Below are 22896 nucleotides of genomic sequence, written 5' to 3' on the forward strand. Positions count from 1 at the left end.
TACCTCCTGGTTTGACTTTCTATTTAGTTTGATTTCAGGCCAATGGCCTTCTGAGGGTTCTCGTAGGTTAGCTGGCGGATTGCGTCGTCGCTCAGTTGCAGTTCGTCACGCAGGCGATCCACCACCGCGGGCATGGTCGACGCCGAGCCAACCAGGTTCTGGCGATCGGCCGACCAGGTGGCGAGATGCTCGTCGACCACCACCTGCTGCTCGCCCAACTGAAATACGCCTGGCCCCCGACCCGCAGCAGAAATCGCATCGGTCACCACAAACGCGCGCTCGAGCCCGGCGGCTGCCAAGTAGTTTCGCAAGGCAACATACGGCACGTGCACCCCATCGGCGATGAATCCATTGGCTAGCTTATCCGAAAAATGGAGCGCCCGCTGAATGATGTTATCGTGCCGGTGCAGTTGTAGCGGACAGCCATTGCCCAGGTGAGTGAACATCGACAGTCCCGCGTCGATCGCTGCGGCCAGTTGTTCGGCCGTGGGATTGCAGTGCCCCGCCGAAACCGTAACGCCCCGCCGCGCTAGCATCCCGGTCACCTGGAGTCCCGGATCGCACTCCGGTGCGAGCGTCACGATTCGCGTCAGCCCTGCGGCTGCATCCAGCAGACGGTTCATCGAGTCGACATCGGCGGGTCGCACCGCGGACTTCGGGTGGGCACCAACGTAGCCGGTCGCGGGATTGATGAACGGGCCTTCAATGTGCACTCCGCGAATCACACTGGCGACCAGCTCGTCCTGCTCGCAAGCAGCGGCGATGTTCGCCAGCCGCGCACTCATGGCGTCCACGTCGTCCGTGATCACCGTGGCCAGGATGCCCACCACGTTGTGCTCGGCCAACTCGCCACAAGCCGCGCGGAGTTCGTCCAGGCGCAACTCGTCCGCGTTGAAATCGACGCCGGCGTAACCGTTTACTTGTAAGTCGAAGTACATATCCTATTGCTGCTCTTGCAGTTGCTTCCACTCTTTGATCGCTTTGGGAAGCACCTTGCGAATCACCACGGGCGATATCGCGTGGCCGCGATGCGAATCGTCGGAGTAGACGCTCCACCGCCCCGTGTCGATAGCCGCCACGCGATCGGTAAGCGACTGGCCATAAGTCTTGTAGACCGTTCCCCCAAAGCAACATGTGTCGTACAAGTTGAGCACCTGCACTTCCAACCGAGGGCGTTTGGGATCGGGCGAGGTTCCTCCCAGCGCGTAGATCTCGAGCCACGACGCGATGCCGCTAGCCTTGTCGAGCACCCCGTCGCCGTCGGTGTCTTCCTCGCGATACAGCTTCGCGTACTCCTGCTCGGCATCGCCCTTGCTGCCGGGACTAAAGGGTCGCGCGTAAAGGGGCAACGAACCAGCGACGGGAATCGACACGTCGATCCGCGGATCGACCGCCGCCGACAAGTGCGTGGTCCATCCGCCGCCAGAAAGTCCGATCATCAACACAATCTCTGGATCTTCATGCGTGGCGAGCAACTCGTTGGTGACTTGCACGACCTCTTCCAGGAAGAACCGCAGGAACGCACCTTCGAGCTCCGGCTCGGTGACCGCCATCAGTTGATCGTGGCCTCTGGTAGCGCGACCCTTCACTTCGAAGCGCGTACCGCTCGGCAGCACTCCATCGGTGTCGTCGTTCCACGTCACCAGCGGCATCTGCACCACCGCCACCACGTAGCCTTGCTTCAACAGCACCTCGATGGTGTCGTCGAGCCCGCCAATCAAGTAGTTCTCCGGCCCCTCCGGCATGTGTCCGCCATGCACGACGGCCAGTCGCGGCGCGCCTTCCGCTGGCTGCTTGGGAAACACAGCAAACGAGTGCTGTATGAAATCGAAACCCGATACGTCGACGTCGTACCGCTCGACCTTGCTAACTAGCGACCGATCCACGGCGGCCAACTCCGCGGGATGGCCATCGAGCGGAACCACGGTGGGCCGCGTAGCGGGAAGACCATTGGGCCAGATGAATCGAACCATACGCTGCCGCACCGCTTCGGCCTGCTGCGGCGTCTCGAACCGCACCAGGCCCGATATGTCGAACTCCTTCAGGCGGGGATCCAGCTCTTCGGCCAACGTCGCACCGGCAGCGTACACGAAGCAGGCAGCCGTCAGGGAGACACTCAGCAGAACCTTAGCGTTCATCTAGTGTGTTCCTTCTTGTTAAACGGCGACCAAACTTCACAGCGCGCAACTACGGCGAGCAACGCCGGCGACAGTATAACTTGCAGGACAACCGAAAAACCATCGCTGCGTCCAGCAAGTGCTGTTGCCACGGGCCCAGGTGCTGAATTCCTGGTGTCAGCCGACAGTAAAGACGGGAAGCATTGGCCGAATCGATGGCACTCAACCACCCGAGCGACCCCGATCAGCGTGTGCTGCGCGAGAATCTTGCAGGCGAGTACGGCGCGATGTTTAGATGCGTCGGCTTGTCGGCGACGATTTCGGCAATCAGTTTGCCGGTCGCCGTTGCTAGGCTCACGCCCAACATGTTGTGCCCGGTGGCCAGCAGCACATTGCTCAAGCGAGGCGTCCGCCCGATGATTGGCAAACTGTCCCACGTCATGGGCCGCCACCCGTACCACTCGCTTACATCGGCGCGACTGGCCGATCCAACGAGGTAGTGGTCGGCAGCAGCGAACAGTTGTTCGATGCGACGCGGCGGGATCGTTTCGTCGTAGCCGACAAACTCCATCATCGAGCCAATCCGAAAACCACTCTCAAACGGCGTCACGCCGACGCGGTGCTCGGGGAACAGAATCGGGTGCCGAGGGCAGGGATCGGGCCTTGCCGTGGTGACCGAGTATCCCTTGCCCGGTTGGATGGGGATTGGGCACTCGAGCGACTTCGAGAAACTTGGGCTCCACGCACCAGTGGCGATCACCACTGTCTCGGCGGACATTTCTCCCTGTGAGGTTCGGAGGCGAGTCACTCTCCGACGATCGGTCTCGACGTCCTGCAGTTCGCAATCCTCAACCAATCGCACCTCCTGCCCGCGCAAGCGGGCGGCCCAAGCCGATGTGAGCGTACCGGGATTTAAGTGCGCGTCGTGCTCGTAGTAGTACGCCCCCGCCAGGTCGGTTCGCAAGGCGGAGTCGAACTCCGGCAGGTCCTGCCCCTCGATTCGGCGGGCTGAGATATCGAAGTGCTCTGTGAGCAACCGATCGGTCGACGCAAACTCGTCCATCGCTTGCTGCGAACGCATCGCATACAACAGCCCGAGCGGTTTCCATTCGCATTCCAGATGCCCAGCTTCCGTGAGCTGGCGATACTCGCTCATCGACGATTGCAGGATCGCGTGTAGATGCACCGCACTTTGCATCATTCGGCGATGGGTGCAGCGACGCCCAAACTCCAGCATCCAGCGCCACATGGTCGGGCTGAGCGTGGGCTTCACGCGAAACGGCGACGCCGGCTGGAACATCGACTTCAGCGCGACGCGAATCGCAGCTGGCTCGGTTAGCGGCAGCACATGGCTCGGGCAGATGTAGCCACAGTTACCAAGCGAGCACGCCCCGCCAATGGCGCCGCGTTCGATTACCGTGATCTGCAGGTCGAGTTGCCGCAGATAGTGCGCGCAGGCGAGACCAACGACACCACCCCCAACCACAATCACACTTCCGTTGGACGCAGCCGTCGTCATGTGGTCGGTCCTATACGAATGCCGTGCCGATACGGATCGTTGGCGTCGATCAACAACCGCCCCTCCGCGGTGACATAGGCTTCGCCGGTGATCGTAGGAATGATGCGCCCGTTGTCGTGCCACTCGTAACGCCCTTCGAACAGGCTGCCCACGATGCTTTCCTGCACCCAGGTTTGCCCGGGCTCGAGCAATCCCTCGGCCGCCAGGCAAGCGAGCTTCGCGCTGGTGCCGGTGCCGCACGGCGAGCGGTCGTACGCTCCGCCAGGGCAGAGCACGAAGCTACGGCAGTTCGCTCGTTCGTTGCCAGGTGGGCCGATCAGTTCGATATGGTCGATCTCGCCGCCGCCCTCGCCGGTGATCTTCTTCTCGCTCAACTCGTGCATGATGCGGCGCGTGCAGGTGGTCAGTTGGTTGATGTTCTCAGGGCGCACCGCCAACGACGCCGCTTCGGCCAGGAAGAACCAATTGCCGCCCCAGGCAATGTCGCCACGAACGCTGCCGAAGCCGGGCACATCGATTTGGACACCGGTGCGGTAACGATAGGCTGGCACGTTCTTCACTTCCACGCGGTTCGGCGAAAGCAGGTTCACCTCCACGACTCCCACAGGCGTTTCGATCCGCGAAAGGCCCTCGGCGATGCGGCCCAGATAGGCCAGCGTCACCGCGACACCGATCGTCCCGTGGCCACACATGCCAAGGTAGCCTTTGTTGTTGAAGAACGTTACCGCGGCCGCGCAACTCGAGTCCACTGGATCGCTTAATAGCGCTCCGACCAACACATCGCCACCGCGCGGCTCGAGAATGGCTGTCGTGCGGAGGTAGTCGAACTTCGTACGCAGCAATTCCCGTCGATCGGGACTTGCGGGCGTGCCAAGATCGGGGCCGCCGGCGACGATCACTCGCGTCGGCTCGCCGGCCGTGTGTGAATCGACAAACTGCAGTGCGTCCACGCTGGTCTCCTAACTCGACGCGGCGTCGGACCAAGACTGCCACCAGGTGCGGAACTGCCGCCACTGCGAGTCGACCTGCGCCTGCTGGCTAGGCGAAAGGCGATCGTCCGGATCGACCGAGTGTTGATAAGCAGAATGGCCCTCGAGCACCATCAACCGTTTGTAGTACAGCACCAGGTCCGGCCCCTCGTCAAATTTCGACAGCACGGCCAATGCACCTTCGAGTTCTAGCGCCTGCCGTCGGGCGGCGGCGTCGCCGGTAGCCGCTCGCTGGCACAGTTCCATCAGCCGCAGCACTTCTGTGGGCAAGGCGTTGCCGACGCCGGTGATCGCGCCCACGGCTCCGCAGCGAACGAACCCGTGGAACACTTGCGTGTCGACCCCCACCATTAGCGCCAGCGACGCGTCGCCACTGGTGATGTGCTCCGCAGCGTAGGTGAGCGAGTCGCTCCCGCCGAACTCTTTGAAGCCGACAAGATTGGGATGCGCATCATGCAACCGGAAAAACAAATCGGCTTTGGTTTCAAAGCCATAGTAGGGACTGTTATAGATCACCGCCGGAAGCTCGCTACCAGCCTGCAGCACGCGAGCAAAGTGCGCGAACTGAGCGGTTGGCGAAGTACCGCGCGAAAGCACGCGGGGAATCACCATCAAACCTGTCGCGCCGACCTGCTGGGCGTGAGCAGCTAGGTCGGCGCCGATCGCCGGGTTCTGCGCGCCCGTTCCCACTACCACCGGAATGCCCGCTTCGGCCAACCGCTTCACACCTTCCTTGCGCTGCTCGTTGGTGAGCAAAGGCCACTCGCCCATCGAACCACAGTAGATCACGCCACTCATGCCGCGGTCCATCAACGATCGGCCAGTGGCGACCAGCTCCTCGTAGTTCGGCCGGCCCACTTCGTCGCACGGAGTCATCAAGGCGGGCATGCACCCGCGAAACACGTCAGCACCGTTCATTCGCTTCGATTTCCTTCCAGCAGAGAACTTCGCAATCCACGGACCAGCTTAGTCTACGCTCGCCTGCTTGTATTTACACGCCGGCTGCGCGAAACTTGAAAATGCGCACAATTTGGCCTTTCCCCCTCATATAGGCCCATATCCCCATGCTCTCCAAGTTCCTCGACCAACTCCAACAACCGCTAACGGGCGAAGAACTGTTCGATCAGTTGTCCGATGTCGTCTACTTCATTAAGAATCAGCAATGTGAGTACGTGCTGGTGAATCGCACGCTGGCCGAGCGGTGTGGTCAGCGAGACAAACGGTCGCTGATTGGTCGAAGAGCCAGCGAAGTGCTTCCTCCCCCGATCGGGCAGAGCTTCGAAGATCAGGATCAGGCCGTTTTGAAAACAGGACAACCCATCGTGTCCCACCTCGAATTGCATTGCGTGCCTTCGCGCGACCTTGGTTGGTGTTTGACCACCAAGCTGCCACTGCGTGGCAAGTCGGGCAAGACGATCGGGTTGTGGGGCGTATCGCAAGACTTGAGGTTGCCGGATTCGACAACCAGCGAGTTCCGCAGCATCGCCGAAGTGCTCGGCACGGCGGAGAAATCCGTCGACGATCTTCCCACCGCTGCGCAGCTGGCCAACATGGCGGGCATGTCGCGGTATCAGTTCGACCGCCGCATGCGAGCCGTATTCGGCGTTTCGACAAGGCAGTGGCTCGTGAAACTCCGTATCGGTACCGCCGAACAAATGCTGCGAAGCAGCACCAAACCGATTTCGGAGATTGCATTGGCCGCTGGCTACGCAGACCAGAGCGCTTTCACACGGCAATTCACGCGTACCACGGGACTCTCGCCACGGGATTTCCGGCGAGCGGTGTCTGGCGGATGAACGACTACGAATCAGACTTATCCGTCGCGCCCATCGCGAGACGCTAATCCGCAGGAGGCAGCCTTACTACGCTGAACCAGTAATCCTTCAGCGTCTTTAGTACCTCGCGGAACTGGTCGAGGTCTACCGGTTTAGTGACGTAGCTGTTGGCCTGATGCTCGTAGCTTCGCGCCACATCCTTCTCGTCATCGGACGTCGTAAGAACAACAACCGGGATACTGTGCAACTGCGGATCTTCTTTGATCTCTTTCAGCACCTCGCGACCACTCTTCCTCGGCATGTTGAGGTCGAGCAGAATTAAATCCGGTCGCGGTGCGTCAGCGAAGTCACCTTCGCGACGCAGGAACTGCATTGCCTGTATTCCATCCTCTACCCGGTGAAGACGAATTAATACGCGGTCGTTCTCGAATGCCTTTCGTGTAAGCCGCACGTCATCATCGTCGTCATCAACTAACAGAATTACAATGGGGCGCGCCGACTGTAACAGAGTGTCGTCGTGAGGCATCTTGTCGTGTTTCTGGTTGGACTTTGGTGGTGGTAAAGTAAAAGGTGCTACCTGCCCCAGGGGTAGAATCAACTCGGATCTGGCCGCCAAACCGTTCTACAATGCGTTTGCAGAGCGCTAAGCCTATGCCTGTTCCGCTATATTCACGGCGGTTGTGAAGCCGTTGAAACACCTGGAAGATCTGTTCATGAAACTGCGGTTCAATTCCAATCCCGTTATCTTGAACATAAAACTCAATGGTGTCGCCGAGATCACGTACTCCAACATGTATCTCTGGCACTGCCTGATCGCAATACTTTATCGCATTGCCAATTAGATTCTGGAACAGATGCGTTAGCTGTCCCGCGTCCGCCCACACTTCTGGCAACGCATCCTTAGTTATAACCGCAGACTTTTCCTCAATGAGCACGGAGAGATTCGTCGTTGCATCGTCTAGGCTACTGGACGCGCAGGTGGCCGACAAGGGTCTTCCGCGGGTGGTGATACGGGAAAACGTCAGGAGGTCGCGAACCAATCTCTGCAGGCGAGTCGCACCGTTGATGGCAACCTCCAGGTACTCCTGTCCTTCTTCATCCAGGTTCTGGGACTGCTCTTCTTGAAGGAGCTTACAATACGAGGCGATCTTCCGGAGTGGTTCCTGCAGATCATGCGAAGCAATATAGGCAAACTGTTCGAGTTCCTCGTTCGACTTTCTTACTTCCGCTACAAGGCGGTGCAACTCGAGTTCGGCCTCCTTCCTGGCTGTAAGGTCTACGACCGTGCCAATGGCTCCCATCCCCTCGTCGAGAACGGCGGGCGTCAGTCCTAACTCGACAGGGACCAGCGTTCCGTCTTTGTGCACACCGTAGAGATCTCGCCCGGCCCCCATCGGCCTCTGAGTAGGATTCTTGAAGAACTCGTTACGCTGTCCAACATGATCTTCCCGGAGTTCCTTTGGCACCAGGAGTTCGATTTTCTGGCCAAGCAGCTCTTCTTTTTGGTACCCAAACAGCCTGCACAGCGAGGAGTTGGCAATAACAATGGTGCCTTGTTCATTGATCATCACGATGCCCACTGGCGCGGCTTCCACCGTGGTGCGAAAGCGTCGCTCACTCAACTGTAGTTCCGCAGAAGTTCTCTCCAACGCAATCGTACGCTCTTTAACCCGACGTTCGAGCTCTTGATTGAGAGCCTGGTCGGCGTTGCGTTGCTCTCGCAACCTCGAGACCTTCTGGCGTCCCAACGCGACATCGACTCGCAAGGAGTCGGCAGCATTGGCTAGCTCTTCGGCAGCTCGGACCATCTGCAGTTGCTTTCGCGCCTCCACAAACTGAGAGGTTTCGTCTTGCAGTAGCTTGATGTGCCGGTCGGCGAAGCCATTGACCAGGGTTTCGCTGGACTCCGTATGCTCGCGTACAGCAGCAGCGATGCTCTCCCGATACTCGGTGTCCATCTGGTCCGTCTTGCTGGTAGCCCCCCAGCTCTCGAAGCAGTCGTAGGCTCGCTGCCAGTAGACTTGCTGCAGTCGTCCCTGATTCAACGAAGCCCAGAGTTCCGATGCACGTTCGTTCGCGAAGCCCTCCCACTGGGTGAATCCGTTCTCATGGGCGGATATGATTGCCTCGTCCAAGAGATTCATCGCTTCGTGCGTCCGCTCCTCAAGGCGGGCCCACGAAGCAGACACGAGCAAGTGCTTGTGCTTAAAGTTCTCCGGGCACTGCGTTGCCCAAATGCCAAGCTGTTCAGTCAGACTTTGCATTTCATGTCGAAGTTCCTCGGAGACAGAACTGGGCTCCTTACACTGCATCACTCCAATGGACATCGCACGAACAAATACGTACTCCGGCCACGGAAGAAGACCTTGAGTTCCGACCGTAGCGATGAGTGGAGTTGCTTTCTGCGAATATTCAAACGCTCCTTCTGGATCCCCTTGCAGCAAGCACTGCTGCGACCGCAGCACGTGATAGATACAGGCAACCTGTTGGTTATGGTGGGCTTCCACGTCCGTCAGATACTCTGACTCCCAACTATCTTCGACATCAACCGCCTCGTCCGGCCGCAGCAATCGCTGGAAGATGTGAAGGCCACCGTCAAGCAAGTCCGTCGCCCATTGATTGCGTCGTGTCCTACTGAAGGTCAATGAGCATTCCGTTTCGCCGATTAGCTCTTCCAGTCGGGTTCCTTGAAAGAACCGGCAGTACATGTTGTGGCCAACTGCGTAGGCTGCATACTGGAGGTTGCCGGACTGGCGCCCCGTTTCAATCGCATTTAGGTAGTCGCCGGTGCTCTCCGACAGGTGCCGGTACCAATGCCGAGCCGAGCTTCCCATCATGAGATGGAAGACGGACTTGTCCGACGAGGACGCCAGCGAAGGCGTCATTACCTCACGGGCGATCTCACAATAGTCTTCGCCAGTCTTGAAATCACTCGAAACCCACCCCAGCAGCCCGGCCAGGGCAGTGTGGCTATAGCCGATTTGTGGGATGTGGCCATGCTGCAAGGTCAAGTTCACGACTCGTGGTACGATGACACTCCACAACTGCTGGTGGGCACGATAGGTTGGTGGTCCCATCGTGATTAGCACCTTTGCTGTGGTTTGCATCACCTCGTCGCTTGCAACCGGCATGTCGATTACATCGGCAAGGCTTCGCCCTTCCATGAGTCGCTGGCATTCTTGAATGGCGGCATCGCGAGCTTGCTCGAAATCTTCCATGGGCAACTGCATGCCAATCGCCGCCAGCGCTTCTCTTCCGGTGGAAATCGCGTCGGCGTATCGCGCTTGCAGCGTGTGCTGCACAACAAGCGTGTTCAGGGCCTCCGCTTTCTGAACAGGCGTAAGGGCTTTGGTCACCGCATGGCGGATCAGTTTCTCGGCTTCTGCTGGATCTCCTTCAAGGAACTCCGTCTCCGCATGTTCCAAGTACAGCGCGAACACGAGTTGGTGGTGCTCCTCCCAGCACTGCTGAAGTACGTCGTCCGCCTGCAGAAGTTTCTGCGCCGCACGATGAAACTCCAATGCAGAGTAGAACGCCGTAGCATCTCGAGCCCTGCGAGCGGCCGCCACATTCAACTCAATCCCACGCAGAATCTCGGAGTTCGATTCGAGCAGCGTAGCACCGGCATTAAAGTGGTCCGCGAGCTCGCAAATTCGCTCGTCCAAGTCCACTTCGTCCATCTCGGCGAGCATCTGCCGGGCGATCTGCAAACGCAACCAGGGGAGCTCGTTGACCTTGATGCGTGAGTAGGCTGCCTGCTGCACTCGATCGTGCACGAATCGGCACGACATGCTGTGAGCCAATGTCGCGTTGTCGCCGATCGCCACGACCAGGTCCATTGCAGGCGAAAGAGCCGATGTGCACTCCGCTACCGAGCACCTGCTGATGATCGAAAGCGTGCGGATATCGAAGCGATGCCCCAAGCACGAGGCCAGCGACAGAAGTCTCTGGGTCTTTGTGGGGAGCGCATCAATTCGACGAGTGAACACGTCGACAACATCTGTGGGTAGATCAAAGAGCGATTGGCTCTTCGGACCAACTTGAGCCGATTCACGAGACTCCATTGACTCCAGCAGCGCGCGGGCGAAGAATGCATTGCCTCCGGTAGCCAAGTGAAGCTGGGTGGCAACCTTATTTACCGCATCGGCCGACACTCGCTGAGAGTCTCCAACGAGTCTTTCGAGCTCTTCCGCCGAGAGATTGTCGACGCGCGTGTCGCTGAGTGGTATCTGTTGACTGCGAAGCTCATCCAATGACAACTGGAATGCATCTCCTGGTTCAACCTCGTCGCTGCGATAGGATGCAACCAGCAGAAGGTATCGCAAGGTCGAGTCCAACTGCAGCTGAGTTAACAGATGCAAGGAAGCGGGGTCCGCCCACTGCCAGTCGTCGATAAAGAGCACGACCGGGTGCTCTGGCCTACAAATGACCGCAAGCGTGTCTCGAATCACGCCGGCGAAACGATGCCGAGATTCTTGCGGGCTGATCTTGTCTACCGGAGCCTGCTTACCTAGTAGGTGCTCAAACTCCGGCACCAAGTCAACGAGTAGTTGCCCCTGCCCCGCAACAGCCTCCAAGATAACTTCAGCCCATTTTCGCTGGACATCTTCTTCCTCGCGACCGACGATTTCGCAGAAATCTGCCAACGCTTGTCGCCACGCAACGTAGGCCACATTCTGGTCGTACTGATTGAACTTGCCCTCCAGGAAGAAGCCATTCCTCGCCTTGGTGGGCTCCCGTAGCGTGTTGGCCAGCGAGGTCTTGCCAGTTCCCGAAAGGCCAGGCAAGAGCAAGACTTCTCCACGGCCTCGATTCACACGCTCTAAGGCTTCAAGCAGTTGTGCCACTTCCGTATCGCGACCGTATAGCCGGTTACGCCGCGCGATCTTCGAAGCAGAAGCTATTACCTCGGGAGCGTTGATCATTTCTTTGCTCTTACTTGTACGGCATCGCCTTGTTCAGACTCGCCTTGTTCATAACCTTCAGATTCACAACTTGAAGCCTTGGAAATGTCGTCTCAATGGGTGTTCGGCTACTCTAGGTCATCTCAACTGTTCTCACGCGGCGGAAATGTCGCCATCATCCCCGGGCAAGGTCAAGATTGGCCTCCAGTGCAGTGCGCAATCTCTTCCAATCTAGCGGCTTCGTCAAAAACTCGCTCGCACCAAGCCCCCTCATTTGACGTTCGATGTTCGCTTCTCTTCGCCCAGTCAGTACGATGACTGGAATATCACCGGTAGCCGGGGATTCCTTGAGACGGCGAATGACGTAGTCTCCATTCCCTTGGGGAAGTTCGTAGTCCAAGACGATGGCACACGGAGCCTCCATGAATGCTCGGCGGTAGCCTTCCATACCGGCAGCCGCTCGAATCACCTGCACACCGTACTCTTGCAGACGCAGGCGAGTTGCCAAAGCAAAGTCGTCATCATCCTCAATCAAAAGCACCCACGGTTCTTCGGACCGCCGAGGCACATCGCCATCACGGTCGAAGACGGCACTTGAGTCTTCGGCCCCCAGTATCGCGAAAACGGTGTCCATCAGGTCGACCGGTTCGCAAGAACCATTGCTTCGTAAAGTATTTTGTTCGTGTTCAATCATGTTGTCGGCGGGTTCGCTCTTGAGGTGAAAAAGTTCTTGTAGTACAGGTTGTACGCGAGACCATACGTCTGGGCATTTCAGAACGTAGTAGGCCATTTGCTCGTGGCAACGTCGCACCGTCTCCTCGCTGGTGCTCGCAGTAAGCATGATGACGGGTATCGACTGGAGATCTTGATGGTTCACCATCATTTCACGGACACATAGTCCATTCCCAAGTGGCATATCAACGTCCAAAATGGCCACGTCCGGGGAGTTCTCTTCGATTTTCCCAAGTGCCGTCATCGCGTTATTGGCGCTATCCACTTTGAAACCTGCTTGCTCGCAATGCAGAGTCAGCAAGTCGACTATATCTTGGTCGTCATCGGCGATGAATACAGACTTGTTCATGGCAAGCTCCCCGTCGCTGTTCAAATACTCTTAGATCGAAGTTTGTCGTTCAACTGGACTCAATCGCGGACTGGACTGCTGCCACGAGTTTCTTGCCATCGTAGGGCTTGTGTACGAAAAAGGTCGCACCCGCGTCGAGCGCTCGCTGCTCGTCCCGTAGGCTAGCGGATAGCATCACGATGGGGATTCCCGAAGTGTCGGGGCTGGCGCGCAATTCTTCGAGAGCCTGAAGTCCATCTTTCCGCGGCATCATGACGTCGAGCAGTATTGCATCCGGATTGGTCGCATGAGCCGCAGCAACTCCCGCGTCGCCATCGAACGCGACACTCGTTTCATAGCCACATGCGTTTAGCCAGCGGCCGACTCCTTCACGGATATCCGGCTCATCATCTACAATCAAAACTCGCCGAGCGCTCGTCACTTGGCCACCTCTTCTGAACAGGGGTACTCATCCGTGGCAGTAACGAAAGGCGACCTGCCCAATATGTGATCAAACACCTCAAGGACTGCGTCCCGCTCTTCCACGGAGTCCCACCGCCCCTGAAAATTTACGGTGTATTCTGGGAGCGGACCCATCGGACGGTTGCGATTGTGCTTCTGGAACTCCTCTGCAACGCGACGCTCCCAGTAATCGGCCTCGCAATGCGGGACCGCCATGACTTGGAGCCACCTAGAACCATCCACCCTGAATAGGAGATCACGCTTACGAATCAGACTGTTGAGGAATCGATCGAAGTCGGCTTGAGAAGTCGCATTTACTGTAGCACCCAGTGCGACTTCCACCAACTGCAATGACTCCTGCGTGCCGCATTGTGTACCAATCCACCTGGACAGCACCTCTGGGGGGTTGGCAGTCGGAATATGGAAAGAGAAGGTGCTGCCCTCCCCTATGCGGCTTTCCACCTGCATTTCGCCGAGATTCAACCGGCAGAACTGATTGGCGATACTCAATCCCAAGCCAAACCCTTTGTCGGTTGTCTTTACCCGGCCTTCCTCTTGGCTAAACCGCTTGAAAATCTTGCTCAACGATTCCGAGTCGATTCCCGGACCGTTGTCGGTGATCCCGATTACGACCTGGTGCCGTGCGTTGTCGGCTTCGGCCCACAGCCGCACTTTTCCGTTCTCGCCACAGAACTTGATGGCGTTGATCGCCAGATTGGTAATGATCCGGCCGACCATGTCAGCGTCGCAGTACACCTCTGGCAGGTCGTCGGTGCATGCAATCTCAAAATCCACGCCCTTCGTCTTCGATCGCTGCTGAAGCATGGATGCGACTCGCTCCACGATGTTGCTTACCGAGACGTTTCTCCGCCAAGCACCGAGCAAACCAGACTCAAGCTTGCTGACGTCAAGCAAGTCGTCCACCATATTATTGAGGTCGTCTGCACGGACAGAGACCTTGTCGAGCATCCGCTGCTGTTCTTCGTTGATATCCCCCACCATCCCTTCGCGAATAATCGCAACATAGTCCTTGATGACCGTGAGCGGAGTTCGGAAGTCATGCGACACGTTATCGACGAACTCTTGCCCCGTCTTGTACAGTCGTTTCAGTCGGCGGTTCTTCTTCTTCAACAGTGCTGTTTGCTGGCGAAGCAGCTGCTGATTCAACTCGCGTTCTTTGAGCAATCTGGACAGCTCATTCTGCATGCGTTGGCGCTGAATCGCATGCACGATCGCCCGGACGGTGGCGCGGCCGTTGATCTCTCCTTTGACCAGATAGTCCTGCGCCCCGCACTCGAGTAGATCTTGCGCCATGCACTCGTCGTCGAGGGAAGTGAGTACAATAACCGGCAGTTCGCCTACCAGAGATCGCAGTTTGCCCACGGTGGCCAGACCGTTACTCTCCGGGAGCGACAGGTCCGTGAGAACGATGTCATAGGTCTTTTGACGGACCTTGGTGGAGGCTTCCGTGAGATTCTCCGCCCAATCGACATGGACCCCGATCTCTTGATCGCGGAGCCGCTTCATTAGCAGCCGATAGTCATCGGAGTCATCCTCGACCAGCAGGACTTGTAGTGGGTTGTGTCCGTTCATATTTACTCTCCTTCCACTTCTCTCTCGCGAAGGTCGATAAAGCGACTGATATGGTGAACCAGTTCGTCGAAATGCACAGGCTTGTTCAGGTATGCCTCGGCACCCGCTTGCATCAGCCGGTGTTTCAGGTTGGGGTCCCGCATACCCGTGAGCACAATCACTGGAATCGCACTCGTCGCAGGATTGCTCTTCACCGCTTCCAGCAGGTACTCGCCATTCCCATGCGGCATCGCCTGATCCATGAGGATCAAGTCCGGGCTGCACTGTGCAGCTTCCACGATGCCTTGCATTCCATAGAAGGCGTGCTCGACCTCCACATCGTACTTCCGCATGCGAAGTTCGATGGCGGTTTGAATGTCCGGATCGTCGTCCACGCAGAGGATGCGCGGAGATCGAGTGGATGTGGAATTGGGCAGACAGCCGTGGGGGTGGGTTAATACGTGCATACACTATCTCCTATTCAACAAACGCACGGAGCGTCAGGATCTAAATCAAGGGTGGCTACAATACACAGAACGAGCCCATGGGGCTCCGGCGTCAAGGCCAAGTTTCTGAGGCAGCTTGCGGCTGCGGGGTAAGAGCCCCTGGTATGTAGCTTAAAAAGAGTGCGAATGAGTGCTCTGCCCGTCAAATTCGGCAATCAAGGCAGAACAGGTCCGGCAGGCGGAACCGCCCTTCGGCACATTCAAACGTAGGTCATAAATCGGCTGAAGCAAATCAGCGCCGAAAAAATGCGGAACGCACGTCCACAGGGCTCGTTGACCAAATCCCAGTCCCCGCATGGAGAATATCTAACACCGCGTTCCCTCCCTCTTCGATGGACCTTTTTGCTCGTGAGAACGCTCAAACAGCTTTACCGCAGATGATTCCAGATACGACGATAACCGCAGGCACGCCATTCCAGGCTTTAGCTACCAAGCTGGGGCTGCTCAACAATCTGAGCAATACGAGAAACAGACGTAGGTTATCGTGCATTGTTTCTACGGGGAGCAATGCGAGTTAGTTCGGATCACGCAACATATCTAATCGGCGAGACTTGTCGCGCTCGTGTCAGTTGAGGGATTTAACCAATCCACACCGCTTTCGTCCGTCAGGCCGGCACGGCCGATCTCGATGATTGACGCACGAGAAGTTACATCCAGCGGCGTGTAGCGTGGATGGTGCGACTCCTTATATGGATTGTTGGAACGAGCGTTGTAGCAGCATATCATTGACCACCGTGGCTTGTCGGAACGATTGGCATCTGATCGGTGAAGGGTGTTGCAGTGGAAGACGACTAGGTCACCAGGGTTGAGTTCACAATATATTAGCTCCATTCGCTCCAGTGCAGCTTTCACCCTCTCAAGGTCGGCGCCGGCTTGGTCGCCGCTCTGCTTGTGGTCGACGCGTCCCATGAGGTGTGAGCCCTTTATAACCTGAAGGCAGCCGTTTTCCTGGGTAGCGGGATCCACACAGACCATCACGCTGCACAACTCAGGCTTCAGAACACCGTTCTGGTACCAATAGCCGTAGTCCTGGTGCCACTCCCACGCGCCACCCACGTGAGGCTCTTTCATGATCATCTTAGAGTGGTAGTGGTACGGCTCATCGCGTAACAACTGATGGGCTAGCCCAACCATATGCTCACAGCGAGCGAACATGCCATAAACGCCGTCGCCAGGTTGATTCCACAGAGCCAGGCGGGTTGAAGTTCCTTGACCGTCGGCGCGGGATATGGCATGTTCGTCCAACTTGTTGTCACGGCGGGCCGTGTCGCGCAGAAGCCCAATCTCCTCAGCCGTGAAGAAGCCACGAAGTATAAGGAAGCCATCCTTGTCGTACTGTCGCACTTGTTCTTCAGTGAGCGGCTTCAAGGACATGAACGTCTCCTCGATTAAAAGAGTTTGCGTGGAAGTGACCAAATTGGACATAATTTCTGGGTAACAGGTGGCCAGGATCGCTAGTTCTGCAAACCGAACACGCTGAATGTAGCGTCAACCAAGACTCATGTTGCCCGCGAACCCGGTCGGTGACTGTGCCCACATCGCAGCATCATTGACTGCATCGCTGGGGCATTTATTCATTCTCTCCTCGAAAGGAGGGTGTAATCCGATCTTGGTGGTAGGCCTGTTCGGTCAACTCCCACGTCCCCAGCCGAGACAGGTGAACCCAGCAATTTCCGGGATCAAGTTGGCCGCTGAAAGGAAGATAGAACGTCAGGAATTCCCAACGGTTGGATTCTGTGCTGCGGTACATGCTGTCACCGAGGGGGCAAGAAGGGATCACACATTAGCAAGACGCACGGTTTTCGTCGTTAATCCGCCAAAGAATCGTGAAGCCGACCCAACAAGAAGTACTTGTGCCGAATAACCAAGCCCGTATGGAGAAATTAGCACACGCTAAGTCGGATTGTCATCACTGTAGCAACGTACTTCGTAAATGGATGCCGGAATGTCTTGGCTGGGATGAACAAGCTCAATCTTTAGAGTGTCGGTTAATACACATTTCTCTAGAATCACAACGTTTCGTGTCTGGTGATTATCTCTCTCTTCAAATAGCAGTTGGTCGTTGCCATCAAGGATTCGGTACTCTCTCACACAAAAGGGGGATACGTTTTCATAGTGCTGCATCAAGACCGTTTCCATTGCATGATCAAGATCTGTATCCAATACCAACTCAATACGTTTAATTGCTTGTGGTTCATCCCACTTTAGCGTCAAGCTTGGAGTTGGGTCGTCGATGGCAGCAACCCATGCGTTTGACGAGGTGCCAGGTCTGCGAAAGCCATTGCAGGTGTTCTTGGCTGCAAACGTATCGACTGGTGTTGTCGACTGAAATGCCAAGTTCTTACCTTTGGGTCGACGCTCGGGGACCCAAAATTCAAAGGTATCGATCCCACTCCCTGGAGGTGGATTCTGCTTAGAGCTTGTGGCTACTCGCTTGCTATGTTTCTGTGACACTGTGACAACACCAGTACATAGACGATCGCTCAGGGCAACCTCGACTAGTGGATTAGCCATTAGGCAAATAAAGGCATACTGATCGGCCTGTAGCTTAGCATTGAAGGCGAGTCGCATCGTACTGCTAGAGTTCTCACGCTCCAGGCGTGGCTTGGTAGCCGTCATACTAGTTTGCCTTGCACCGCCATGGTCGCCATTACCGTTTCTAGACCGAATGACTGGGGTAAACTTATGCCCTGCGTGCAACTGCTGATGTTCGTTTTGAAGGATCTTGATTTCGGATGAATCAGCGACAGAGAGTGTGATCGACTCTAGAACTACGTCTGGCGTAAAGTTGCCAATTCGGCTGCAAGTACGCAACTGACATTCCAGGGTCGTTTGCTCAGATGCACGGGCTATGAAATTGAATTCTGGAACAGTCCCAGCTTCTAAAGGAACGATCAGTGCGTGCGGCTGATCCAGACAGACGTAGTCGCCATTCGGAGGAAATGAACTGAGTTGAAACTCGCTAGAAGCCGTTGCCGTGGCGGTACGAGCAAGATCTGATTCATCAAGCAATTCCAGCCCGGGGATGTGTTGTCCTACTCGCAATAGTTCTTGTTGTAACTCGACAACCTTGCTGGGGTGCGCCACATCCCGCGGCAGGATGCCCTCCCGGGTGCAAAGTGCTGCCGCAAGCCCTACAGCTTGTGCATTATGAGCACAGGTCGCCATAACCCGGATTGACCCGAATGCAGTATGTGACGCACTAATGATTCTTCCTGTCAGAAACAAGTTGGGCACATTGCGACTGTACATGGTGCGATAAGGAACCTGATAGACTCCCTTGGAATGCCAATGCGTACAGGGGGCAAGATCGCTGTAGATTCCTTCCGAAGGATGCAAATCGATTGCCCACCCTCCATAAGACACCGCGTCGTAATGCGTATGCTGCATGACGATATCTTGCTGAATCAGCATGTAGTCGCCCTCGAACCGTCGACTCTCACGCTTGCCTGGGATTGCCCCAACCCATTCGAGTGTCAATGTCTCTGCTTCTGGGAAGCGTCCCGAGTTTTTGATCATATTCCACACACCATATACAATCTTCCACAGCTCCCATTTGATCTCTTCAGTATCGTGAACTGTGTCACGAATGCCGCCGTACTCGATCCACCACAGTTGGCAGCCGTGCTCCTGAGTATTGAATTGCCTGTAGCGGGGAATCTTAGTGATATCATCGAGAGCATACTTTGGAGGTACAAATCGCACCGGCCGCCCCGTGTCGCGAGTGTAAAAGTAAAGTGAATGCCCTAGCTGGTCGTTGCTTGCTTCGCGAGGTGCGAGTTGTTCGCCAAACTCCATGCGTGACTCAGCACCAATACGAAACGCCGCACCGGCAAGAAATCCTACCACGCCGTCCCCCGATGCATCGCAGAACAAGGGCGCACACAATCTGTATTCGGTAGAGTTCTGGCTACAGAATGCTCTGGCGGATCGAATATGCCCGTCGCTCTTCTCGATATCGTGGACAGAAGTGTTGAGCAACAATGTGATATTCGGCTCTGATCTGACCTTTTCGAGAAGCACCGTGTCGAAAATCACCGGGTTGCCTTCCGGATTTCGATATAAATTCTCGACTAACAGTTCATCGATTACTCCCCCTTCACGTGACCAACGATTATTGTTGCCCATGTGCGAAGTAGCACCGAGAGTCCACAACCGAACTTCACTGGATGCATTGCCCCCCAAGACCGGGCGATCCTGAACTAACGCGACTTGCACGCCGGCACGGGCAGCAGTGATCGCGCAGCATGTGCCAGCCAATCCACCTCCTACAACGACTAGGTCGACGTCACAGTCTATCCTTTTGAGTTGTCGGCCTTGAACGGCATCATAGATTTGCATGCGTATTCTCTCTTGGAACACCGCGTCGTAGCAGTGTGATAGTTGACAACAGAATGATCCCCACTCCCAGAAGAGCGGCAGCGAAACTTGTTAGTATAAACTGGCCTTCGGTATCGTAGAGTGCCAGCATCGCCATCATTCCGCCGCACACTATTAGACTCCAAGCAACCGTCCGAGCGGGCGTTTGGTTATGATTTGTTAGTGGCTGCTGAAGATTCAACTTCTCCGCTGCGAGTGACAGTCGCACCCAACCGACAGATGTCTTTCTAGATAGAGTTTGTAGCAACAGAAGGACGACTATCGGTACAAGCACCCCCAAGAGCAAATCCATGACCTTCTCATGAGAGGCGAGCAACGCAATCGTTGAGTCAAACACTTGGCCACCGCTAAGCCACCCGCCGCTCACGCAGCCGAACTTCACCACGGCAGCCACCGCGACACTCACACCAGTGGTCCACCATACGCCGGACTGATTGACTCGGGAGCTGAACAGTCCCCACAGGGAAGGCGCGAGCAGGGGGACAACCACAAGGCTGGTAACGGCAATGACCACTTTTTCGGCACCTCCCAATCGCGGCACTCCGAGCGCCACCGCAACAAACAAGATGCCGATGCCAAACGTGAATAAGCGACCCGCCCACACCAGCCGACGCTGACTGACATTGGGGCCAGCCAGTGGCCGATAAATATCATTGGTCAGTACACCTGCAAATACGTTGAGTTGCGAGCTCATCATGCTCGCAGTCGCCGAGAACATAGCGGCAATCATCAAGCCAACCATCCCATCAGGAAGTAATGAGAGGCAAGAATCAATGTATGCGCGTTCGCTCAGTGCATTAAGCTCTTCCACACCTATTCCTATAGGTACTGGGTTTTGCAATCGGTGGATTAAAGGCGGCAGAAGCCACAAGAATGGACTGACCAAGTACAACACGCCAAACAAGTACGCACTGCGTTGGGAGTCAGCACTCGACGAAACACACAGATACCGTTGAACATAGGCCCACTCTGCTCCAATCATAAAGAAATGAAGTACGATCCAGCCGATCAAGAAGTACCAAGCGTAGCCAGCATCGGGAGCCAGCGGCCAAAAAAAACCATCCGGTGATTCATCAACAAACGACGTCCAGTTAGTTTGTTGGCTCAGCGCTACAACGACAAGAAACACAACAGCTAGGTTTAAAACAATGAACTGGATAACGTCGGTCATCAGGACACCCCAAAGGCCGCCCATCATCGTATAGACGACAACCACTCCCCCAGAGATGACAATCGCCCAAGTTAATGACAGGTTGCCGGTGGCGGGATCACGGAGCGGATGACCTTCGGCCAGGACCATCGACTGCACTAACAGAATGCACATGGCGTAGAGCGCCACTCCACCGTTGACCACACGGTAGAACATCATCCACCAAGTATAGAAATGCAGCGCTGTTCGGCTAAACCGTAGCTCGATGTACTCCGCAGGAGTAAGAATACCTAGGTCTTTCCACTTCCCAGCAACAAACACCCCCACCAACAATGCGGCAACTCCGTAGCAGAGGTTAATCGCTATGGCGACCACGCCCAAGCGAAAAGCGATTCCTCCCCACACGACAAACGTGCCGGCCGAAAACATGGTCATGAAGGCGCTAAGCCCAGATGTCCACCACGGTGACTGCCCTCCCGCGGCGAACATCTGAGCTGCATCTTTGTTTTGACGGGCGAAGAAGAGCCCAATCGCAACCATACCCGCTAGATATAGCAGGAGCACTATGTAATCTGCACTGCTCATGGGACATTGCTCATTTGCATCGAATCACTCGTGTTGCAAACGGCTCACCCAGGGACAATTGAGATTCTCCCAAGAGGTATGCAACCAAATGTTGACCAAACTAACTTAGCGTTGTCGCTCCTTTATTTCGATGTCGAATGGATTCGCTTCCTTCTGCTCCACTGTAAGAACGATACCAGTCTTGTCCGGCAGCGAAAATCGAATTGGCACATGCGGTGGAAGTGGACCTTCTTCAAAGGTATCCATCCCAACAGCAGAAGATTTTCTAGGAGCAGATACTCCAATCATGTACTTCCCTGCAGGAAGTAGTGTTTCGTAGTGACCTTCCGGGTCAATAGCGGCGGATGTCTGTCCGTGATCCGCGGACTTGAACAGAACCCACCCAGTAGGAACTGCCACGCCGTTGTACTCAACAACACCCGAAACAGGATACTCAGGGGGACCTGTGTCACACCCCATTGCAAGCAGAAGAGAAACTAGCAGGCAGCCAACTTGAGCTCGAGTTAGATTTCCTTCACCCCATCCGCGATGGATTGACTTTGCAATGTGTACTTGTGGGTAGGACATGAGCACTAAGTGTCGAAGGTGTTTATCCACCGTAGCATGTACCATCATCGAGAACATTCACGTCTTCGGTGACTTCACCGCCATTGCGAGTGGCCATGTTTTTGAGAACTTCCAGATCGGTGTCGTTCGCAATGGCTTGGACACTTCCATCGGAAAGCGCGAATTGTGTAACCCCCGCATGCAAACTGCCCCAGAACAGGTCGTTAAATAGAATGTCTTTCTTTGCCCCTGGCGGAGCGTCATTGCCTTTCACGTAGTAGCCGATGTCTTGGGCAGTAGTAATTCCCCACCGCATGTTCTTCGCTGAATAACTACATATTTGGCTGGCAGCTTCTGGACTTCTTCCCGTTATGTATGCTCCAAGAAAGAACGACCTGAGCTGGTACTCCCTTTCGCCAAGCATCAAGGTATTGCTAGATCCGTCCGTAACATCTTTCATGCGGATATTATCATAAGGAATCAGCATGCCATCCTTCGATACCGCACCGCAATGTGACTGCTCCAAGGTACCTGATCCGCCATACTTGTGGCCGTTCTTGCAATCTCCATTTCGGCCTGCTCCCATAACACCAAAGTAGGTGGAAGTAGAGAACCCAGCATCGGTGTAGTCCTCCGCCGATTGAAGGGGTCTGCTGGGGCACCAAAACAGCTCGATGAACGTCCTGCTCAATTCGGCTGAGAGGATTTCCGTTCCAAAATCCTCCCCGGCAGCATCAAGCTGCTCCTTTACACGGTCGCTCAGGATTCCTTGCTCCATGTATGGCAGTATCTGCACATGCAATCCCTTGGCTCGTGCTTGCGATTTAGTCGCTCCCTCAGCCGGAGATGGGAACTCACCGAACGTAGTGTGGTAATTGTGACACGCCAACATCATGTTTTTCAAATTGTTCGTACAACTCATCCGCCGTGCAGCCTCCCGGGCCGATTGCACAGCAGGCAGCAGCAAGGCCACGAGAATACCGATGATGGCGATAACAACCAACAATTCCACAAGTGTAAAACCACGCAAGCATGTACGCACACACCTGGAGTAAGCCATGGCACTAATCCTTTATAACCGTTCGACCACCTGAGGTCCGATATGGAAAAGAGTTAATAAGTCCCGCCGCTAATCGCGGTCACGTAGTCTGTTCGAACGTTTGATGAGTTGATTGAACTGCGAGGTAGCTTGACAAGGAGGTAACGTGGAGCTTGCCTCTCGGATGCTGTATCACGTACATTCTGCAAAACTAGAGGTTTGAGAGCGAGGAGCAATTGCGCAAAAAAAATAAGATATTGCGACAAGGCCTTATGGCTTCTCGAGTGGAAGC

At 55.8% G+C, this 22896-nt stretch carries 17 protein-coding genes; 1 reads left to right on the forward strand and 16 read right to left on the reverse strand.

Annotated features, from left to right (window positions below):
* Positions 1 to 23: 23 nt before the first annotated feature.
* The 5 genes from ACQK2L_RS26605 to ACQK2L_RS26625 form a co-directional block, all read right to left on the reverse strand.
* Positions 24 to 938, reverse strand: coding sequence for an N-acetylglucosamine-6-phosphate deacetylase (locus tag ACQK2L_RS26605; RefSeq protein ID WP_425400082.1), 915 nt, complete (start codon positions 936 to 938; stop codon positions 24 to 26).
* 3 nt (positions 939 to 941) lie between these two features.
* A complete protein-coding gene (locus ACQK2L_RS26610) occupies positions 942 to 2138 on the reverse strand; it encodes a hypothetical protein (protein WP_425400083.1) in 1197 nt (398 codons plus the stop codon).
* Between the two features lie 223 nt (positions 2139 to 2361).
* Positions 2362 to 3636: an NAD(P)/FAD-dependent oxidoreductase gene (locus ACQK2L_RS26615; RefSeq protein ID WP_425400084.1), complete on the reverse strand. Its 1275-nt coding sequence runs from the start codon at positions 3634 to 3636 to the stop codon at positions 2362 to 2364.
* Complete coding sequence (locus ACQK2L_RS26620; protein WP_425400085.1) at positions 3633 to 4586, reverse strand: proline racemase family protein; 954 nt, start codon at positions 4584 to 4586, stop codon at positions 3633 to 3635. Before ACQK2L_RS26620 ends, ACQK2L_RS26615 begins: the two co-directional genes overlap by 4 nt.
* A 9-nt stretch (positions 4587 to 4595) precedes the next feature.
* The gene (locus ACQK2L_RS26625) at positions 4596 to 5543 is read right to left on the reverse strand and encodes a dihydrodipicolinate synthase family protein (protein ID WP_425400086.1); all 948 of its coding nucleotides are present in this window, start codon (positions 5541 to 5543) and stop codon (positions 4596 to 4598) included.
* A gap of 146 nt (positions 5544 to 5689) precedes the next feature.
* Here ACQK2L_RS26625 and ACQK2L_RS26630 point away from each other — a divergent pair, with 146 nt between their 5' ends.
* Complete coding sequence (locus tag ACQK2L_RS26630) at positions 5690 to 6421, forward strand: helix-turn-helix domain-containing protein (RefSeq protein ID WP_425400087.1); 732 nt, start codon at positions 5690 to 5692, stop codon at positions 6419 to 6421.
* A gap of 43 nt (positions 6422 to 6464) precedes the next feature.
* Here the strand turns inward: ACQK2L_RS26630 and ACQK2L_RS26635 are convergent, their stop codons facing one another.
* The 11 genes from ACQK2L_RS26635 to ACQK2L_RS26685 all read right to left on the reverse strand — a co-directional run bounded on the left by ACQK2L_RS26635 (position 6465) and on the right by ACQK2L_RS26685 (position 22625).
* The gene (locus tag ACQK2L_RS26635) at positions 6465 to 6851 is read right to left on the reverse strand and encodes a response regulator (RefSeq protein WP_425401129.1); all 387 of its coding nucleotides are present in this window, start codon (positions 6849 to 6851) and stop codon (positions 6465 to 6467) included.
* 16 nt (positions 6852 to 6867) lie between these two features.
* Entirely contained in the window at positions 6868 to 11325 is a 4458-nt protein-coding gene (locus ACQK2L_RS26640; protein WP_425400088.1) for an AAA family ATPase, read from the reverse strand.
* Between the two features lie 154 nt (positions 11326 to 11479).
* Positions 11480 to 12385 carry a response regulator gene (locus tag ACQK2L_RS26645; protein ID WP_425400089.1) on the reverse strand — a complete coding sequence of 302 codons (906 nt, stop codon included), beginning with the start codon at positions 12383 to 12385 and terminating at the stop codon, positions 11480 to 11482.
* A 49-nt stretch (positions 12386 to 12434) separates the two neighbouring features.
* Entirely contained in the window at positions 12435 to 12806 is a 372-nt protein-coding gene (locus ACQK2L_RS26650) for a response regulator transcription factor (RefSeq protein ID WP_425400090.1), read from the reverse strand.
* Positions 12803 to 14419 (reverse strand): ATP-binding protein, encoded by a 1617-nt coding sequence (locus ACQK2L_RS26655; RefSeq protein ID WP_425400091.1) that lies wholly within the window; start codon positions 14417 to 14419, stop codon positions 12803 to 12805. The genes ACQK2L_RS26650 and ACQK2L_RS26655 overlap by 4 nt, the downstream gene beginning before the upstream one ends.
* Before the next feature lie 2 nt (positions 14420 to 14421).
* Positions 14422 to 14865 (reverse strand): response regulator, encoded by a 444-nt coding sequence (locus ACQK2L_RS26660; RefSeq protein WP_425400092.1) that lies wholly within the window; start codon positions 14863 to 14865, stop codon positions 14422 to 14424.
* A 576-nt stretch (positions 14866 to 15441) separates the two neighbouring features.
* Positions 15442 to 16278 carry a phytanoyl-CoA dioxygenase family protein gene (locus ACQK2L_RS26665; protein WP_425400093.1) on the reverse strand — a complete coding sequence of 279 codons (837 nt, stop codon included), beginning with the start codon at positions 16276 to 16278 and terminating at the stop codon, positions 15442 to 15444.
* Between the two features lie 519 nt (positions 16279 to 16797).
* Positions 16798 to 19245, reverse strand: a complete 2448-nt coding sequence (locus ACQK2L_RS26670; RefSeq protein WP_425400094.1) for an FAD-dependent oxidoreductase — start codon at positions 19243 to 19245, stop codon at positions 16798 to 16800.
* Entirely contained in the window at positions 19232 to 21019 is a 1788-nt protein-coding gene (locus ACQK2L_RS26675; RefSeq protein WP_425400095.1) for a sodium:solute symporter family transporter, read from the reverse strand. Before ACQK2L_RS26675 ends, ACQK2L_RS26670 begins: the two co-directional genes overlap by 14 nt.
* A gap of 105 nt (positions 21020 to 21124) precedes the next feature.
* Positions 21125 to 21586: a hypothetical protein gene (locus tag ACQK2L_RS26680; protein ID WP_425400096.1), complete on the reverse strand. Its 462-nt coding sequence runs from the start codon at positions 21584 to 21586 to the stop codon at positions 21125 to 21127.
* A 22-nt stretch (positions 21587 to 21608) separates the two neighbouring features.
* Positions 21609 to 22625, reverse strand: coding sequence for a DUF1559 domain-containing protein (locus ACQK2L_RS26685; protein WP_425400097.1), 1017 nt, complete (start codon positions 22623 to 22625; stop codon positions 21609 to 21611).
* Positions 22626 to 22896: the final 271 nt, after the last annotated feature.

This window comes from Aeoliella sp. (assembly GCF_965227375.1).
Lineage (GTDB): Bacteria > Planctomycetota > Planctomycetia > Pirellulales > Lacipirellulaceae > Aeoliella.

Bases quoted from the DNA above. Each gene is read 5' to 3' on its own strand.
- ACQK2L_RS26605 (WP_425400082.1), bottom strand. From the start codon at position 938: ATGTACTTCGACTTACAAGTAAACGGTTACGCCGGCGTCGATTTCAAC.
- ACQK2L_RS26610 (WP_425400083.1), bottom strand. From the start codon at position 2,138: ATGAACGCTAAGGTTCTGCTGAGTGTCTCCCTGACGGCTGCCTGCTTC.
- ACQK2L_RS26615 (WP_425400084.1), bottom strand. From the start codon at position 3,636: ATGACGACGGCTGCGTCCAACGGAAGTGTGATTGTGGTTGGGGGTGGT.
- ACQK2L_RS26625 (WP_425400086.1), bottom strand. From the start codon at position 5,543: ATGAACGGTGCTGACGTGTTTCGCGGGTGCATGCCCGCCTTGATGACT.
- ACQK2L_RS26630 (WP_425400087.1), top strand. From the start codon at position 5,690: ATGCTCTCCAAGTTCCTCGACCAACTCCAACAACCGCTAACGGGCGAA.
- ACQK2L_RS26640 (WP_425400088.1), bottom strand. From the start codon at position 11,325: ATGATCAACGCTCCCGAGGTAATAGCTTCTGCTTCGAAGATCGCGCGG.
- ACQK2L_RS26645 (WP_425400089.1), bottom strand. From the start codon at position 12,385: ATGAACAAGTCTGTATTCATCGCCGATGACGACCAAGATATAGTCGAC.
- ACQK2L_RS26655 (WP_425400091.1), bottom strand. From the start codon at position 14,419: ATGAACGGACACAACCCACTACAAGTCCTGCTGGTCGAGGATGACTCC.
- ACQK2L_RS26660 (WP_425400092.1), bottom strand. From the start codon at position 14,865: ATGCACGTATTAACCCACCCCCACGGCTGTCTGCCCAATTCCACATCC.
- ACQK2L_RS26665 (WP_425400093.1), bottom strand. From the start codon at position 16,278: ATGTCCTTGAAGCCGCTCACTGAAGAACAAGTGCGACAGTACGACAAG.
- ACQK2L_RS26670 (WP_425400094.1), bottom strand. From the start codon at position 19,245: ATGCAAATCTATGATGCCGTTCAAGGCCGACAACTCAAAAGGATAGAC.
- ACQK2L_RS26675 (WP_425400095.1), bottom strand. From the start codon at position 21,019: ATGAGCAGTGCAGATTACATAGTGCTCCTGCTATATCTAGCGGGTATG.
- ACQK2L_RS26680 (WP_425400096.1), bottom strand. From the start codon at position 21,586: ATGTCCTACCCACAAGTACACATTGCAAAGTCAATCCATCGCGGATGG.
- ACQK2L_RS26685 (WP_425400097.1), bottom strand. From the start codon at position 22,625: ATGGCTTACTCCAGGTGTGTGCGTACATGCTTGCGTGGTTTTACACTT.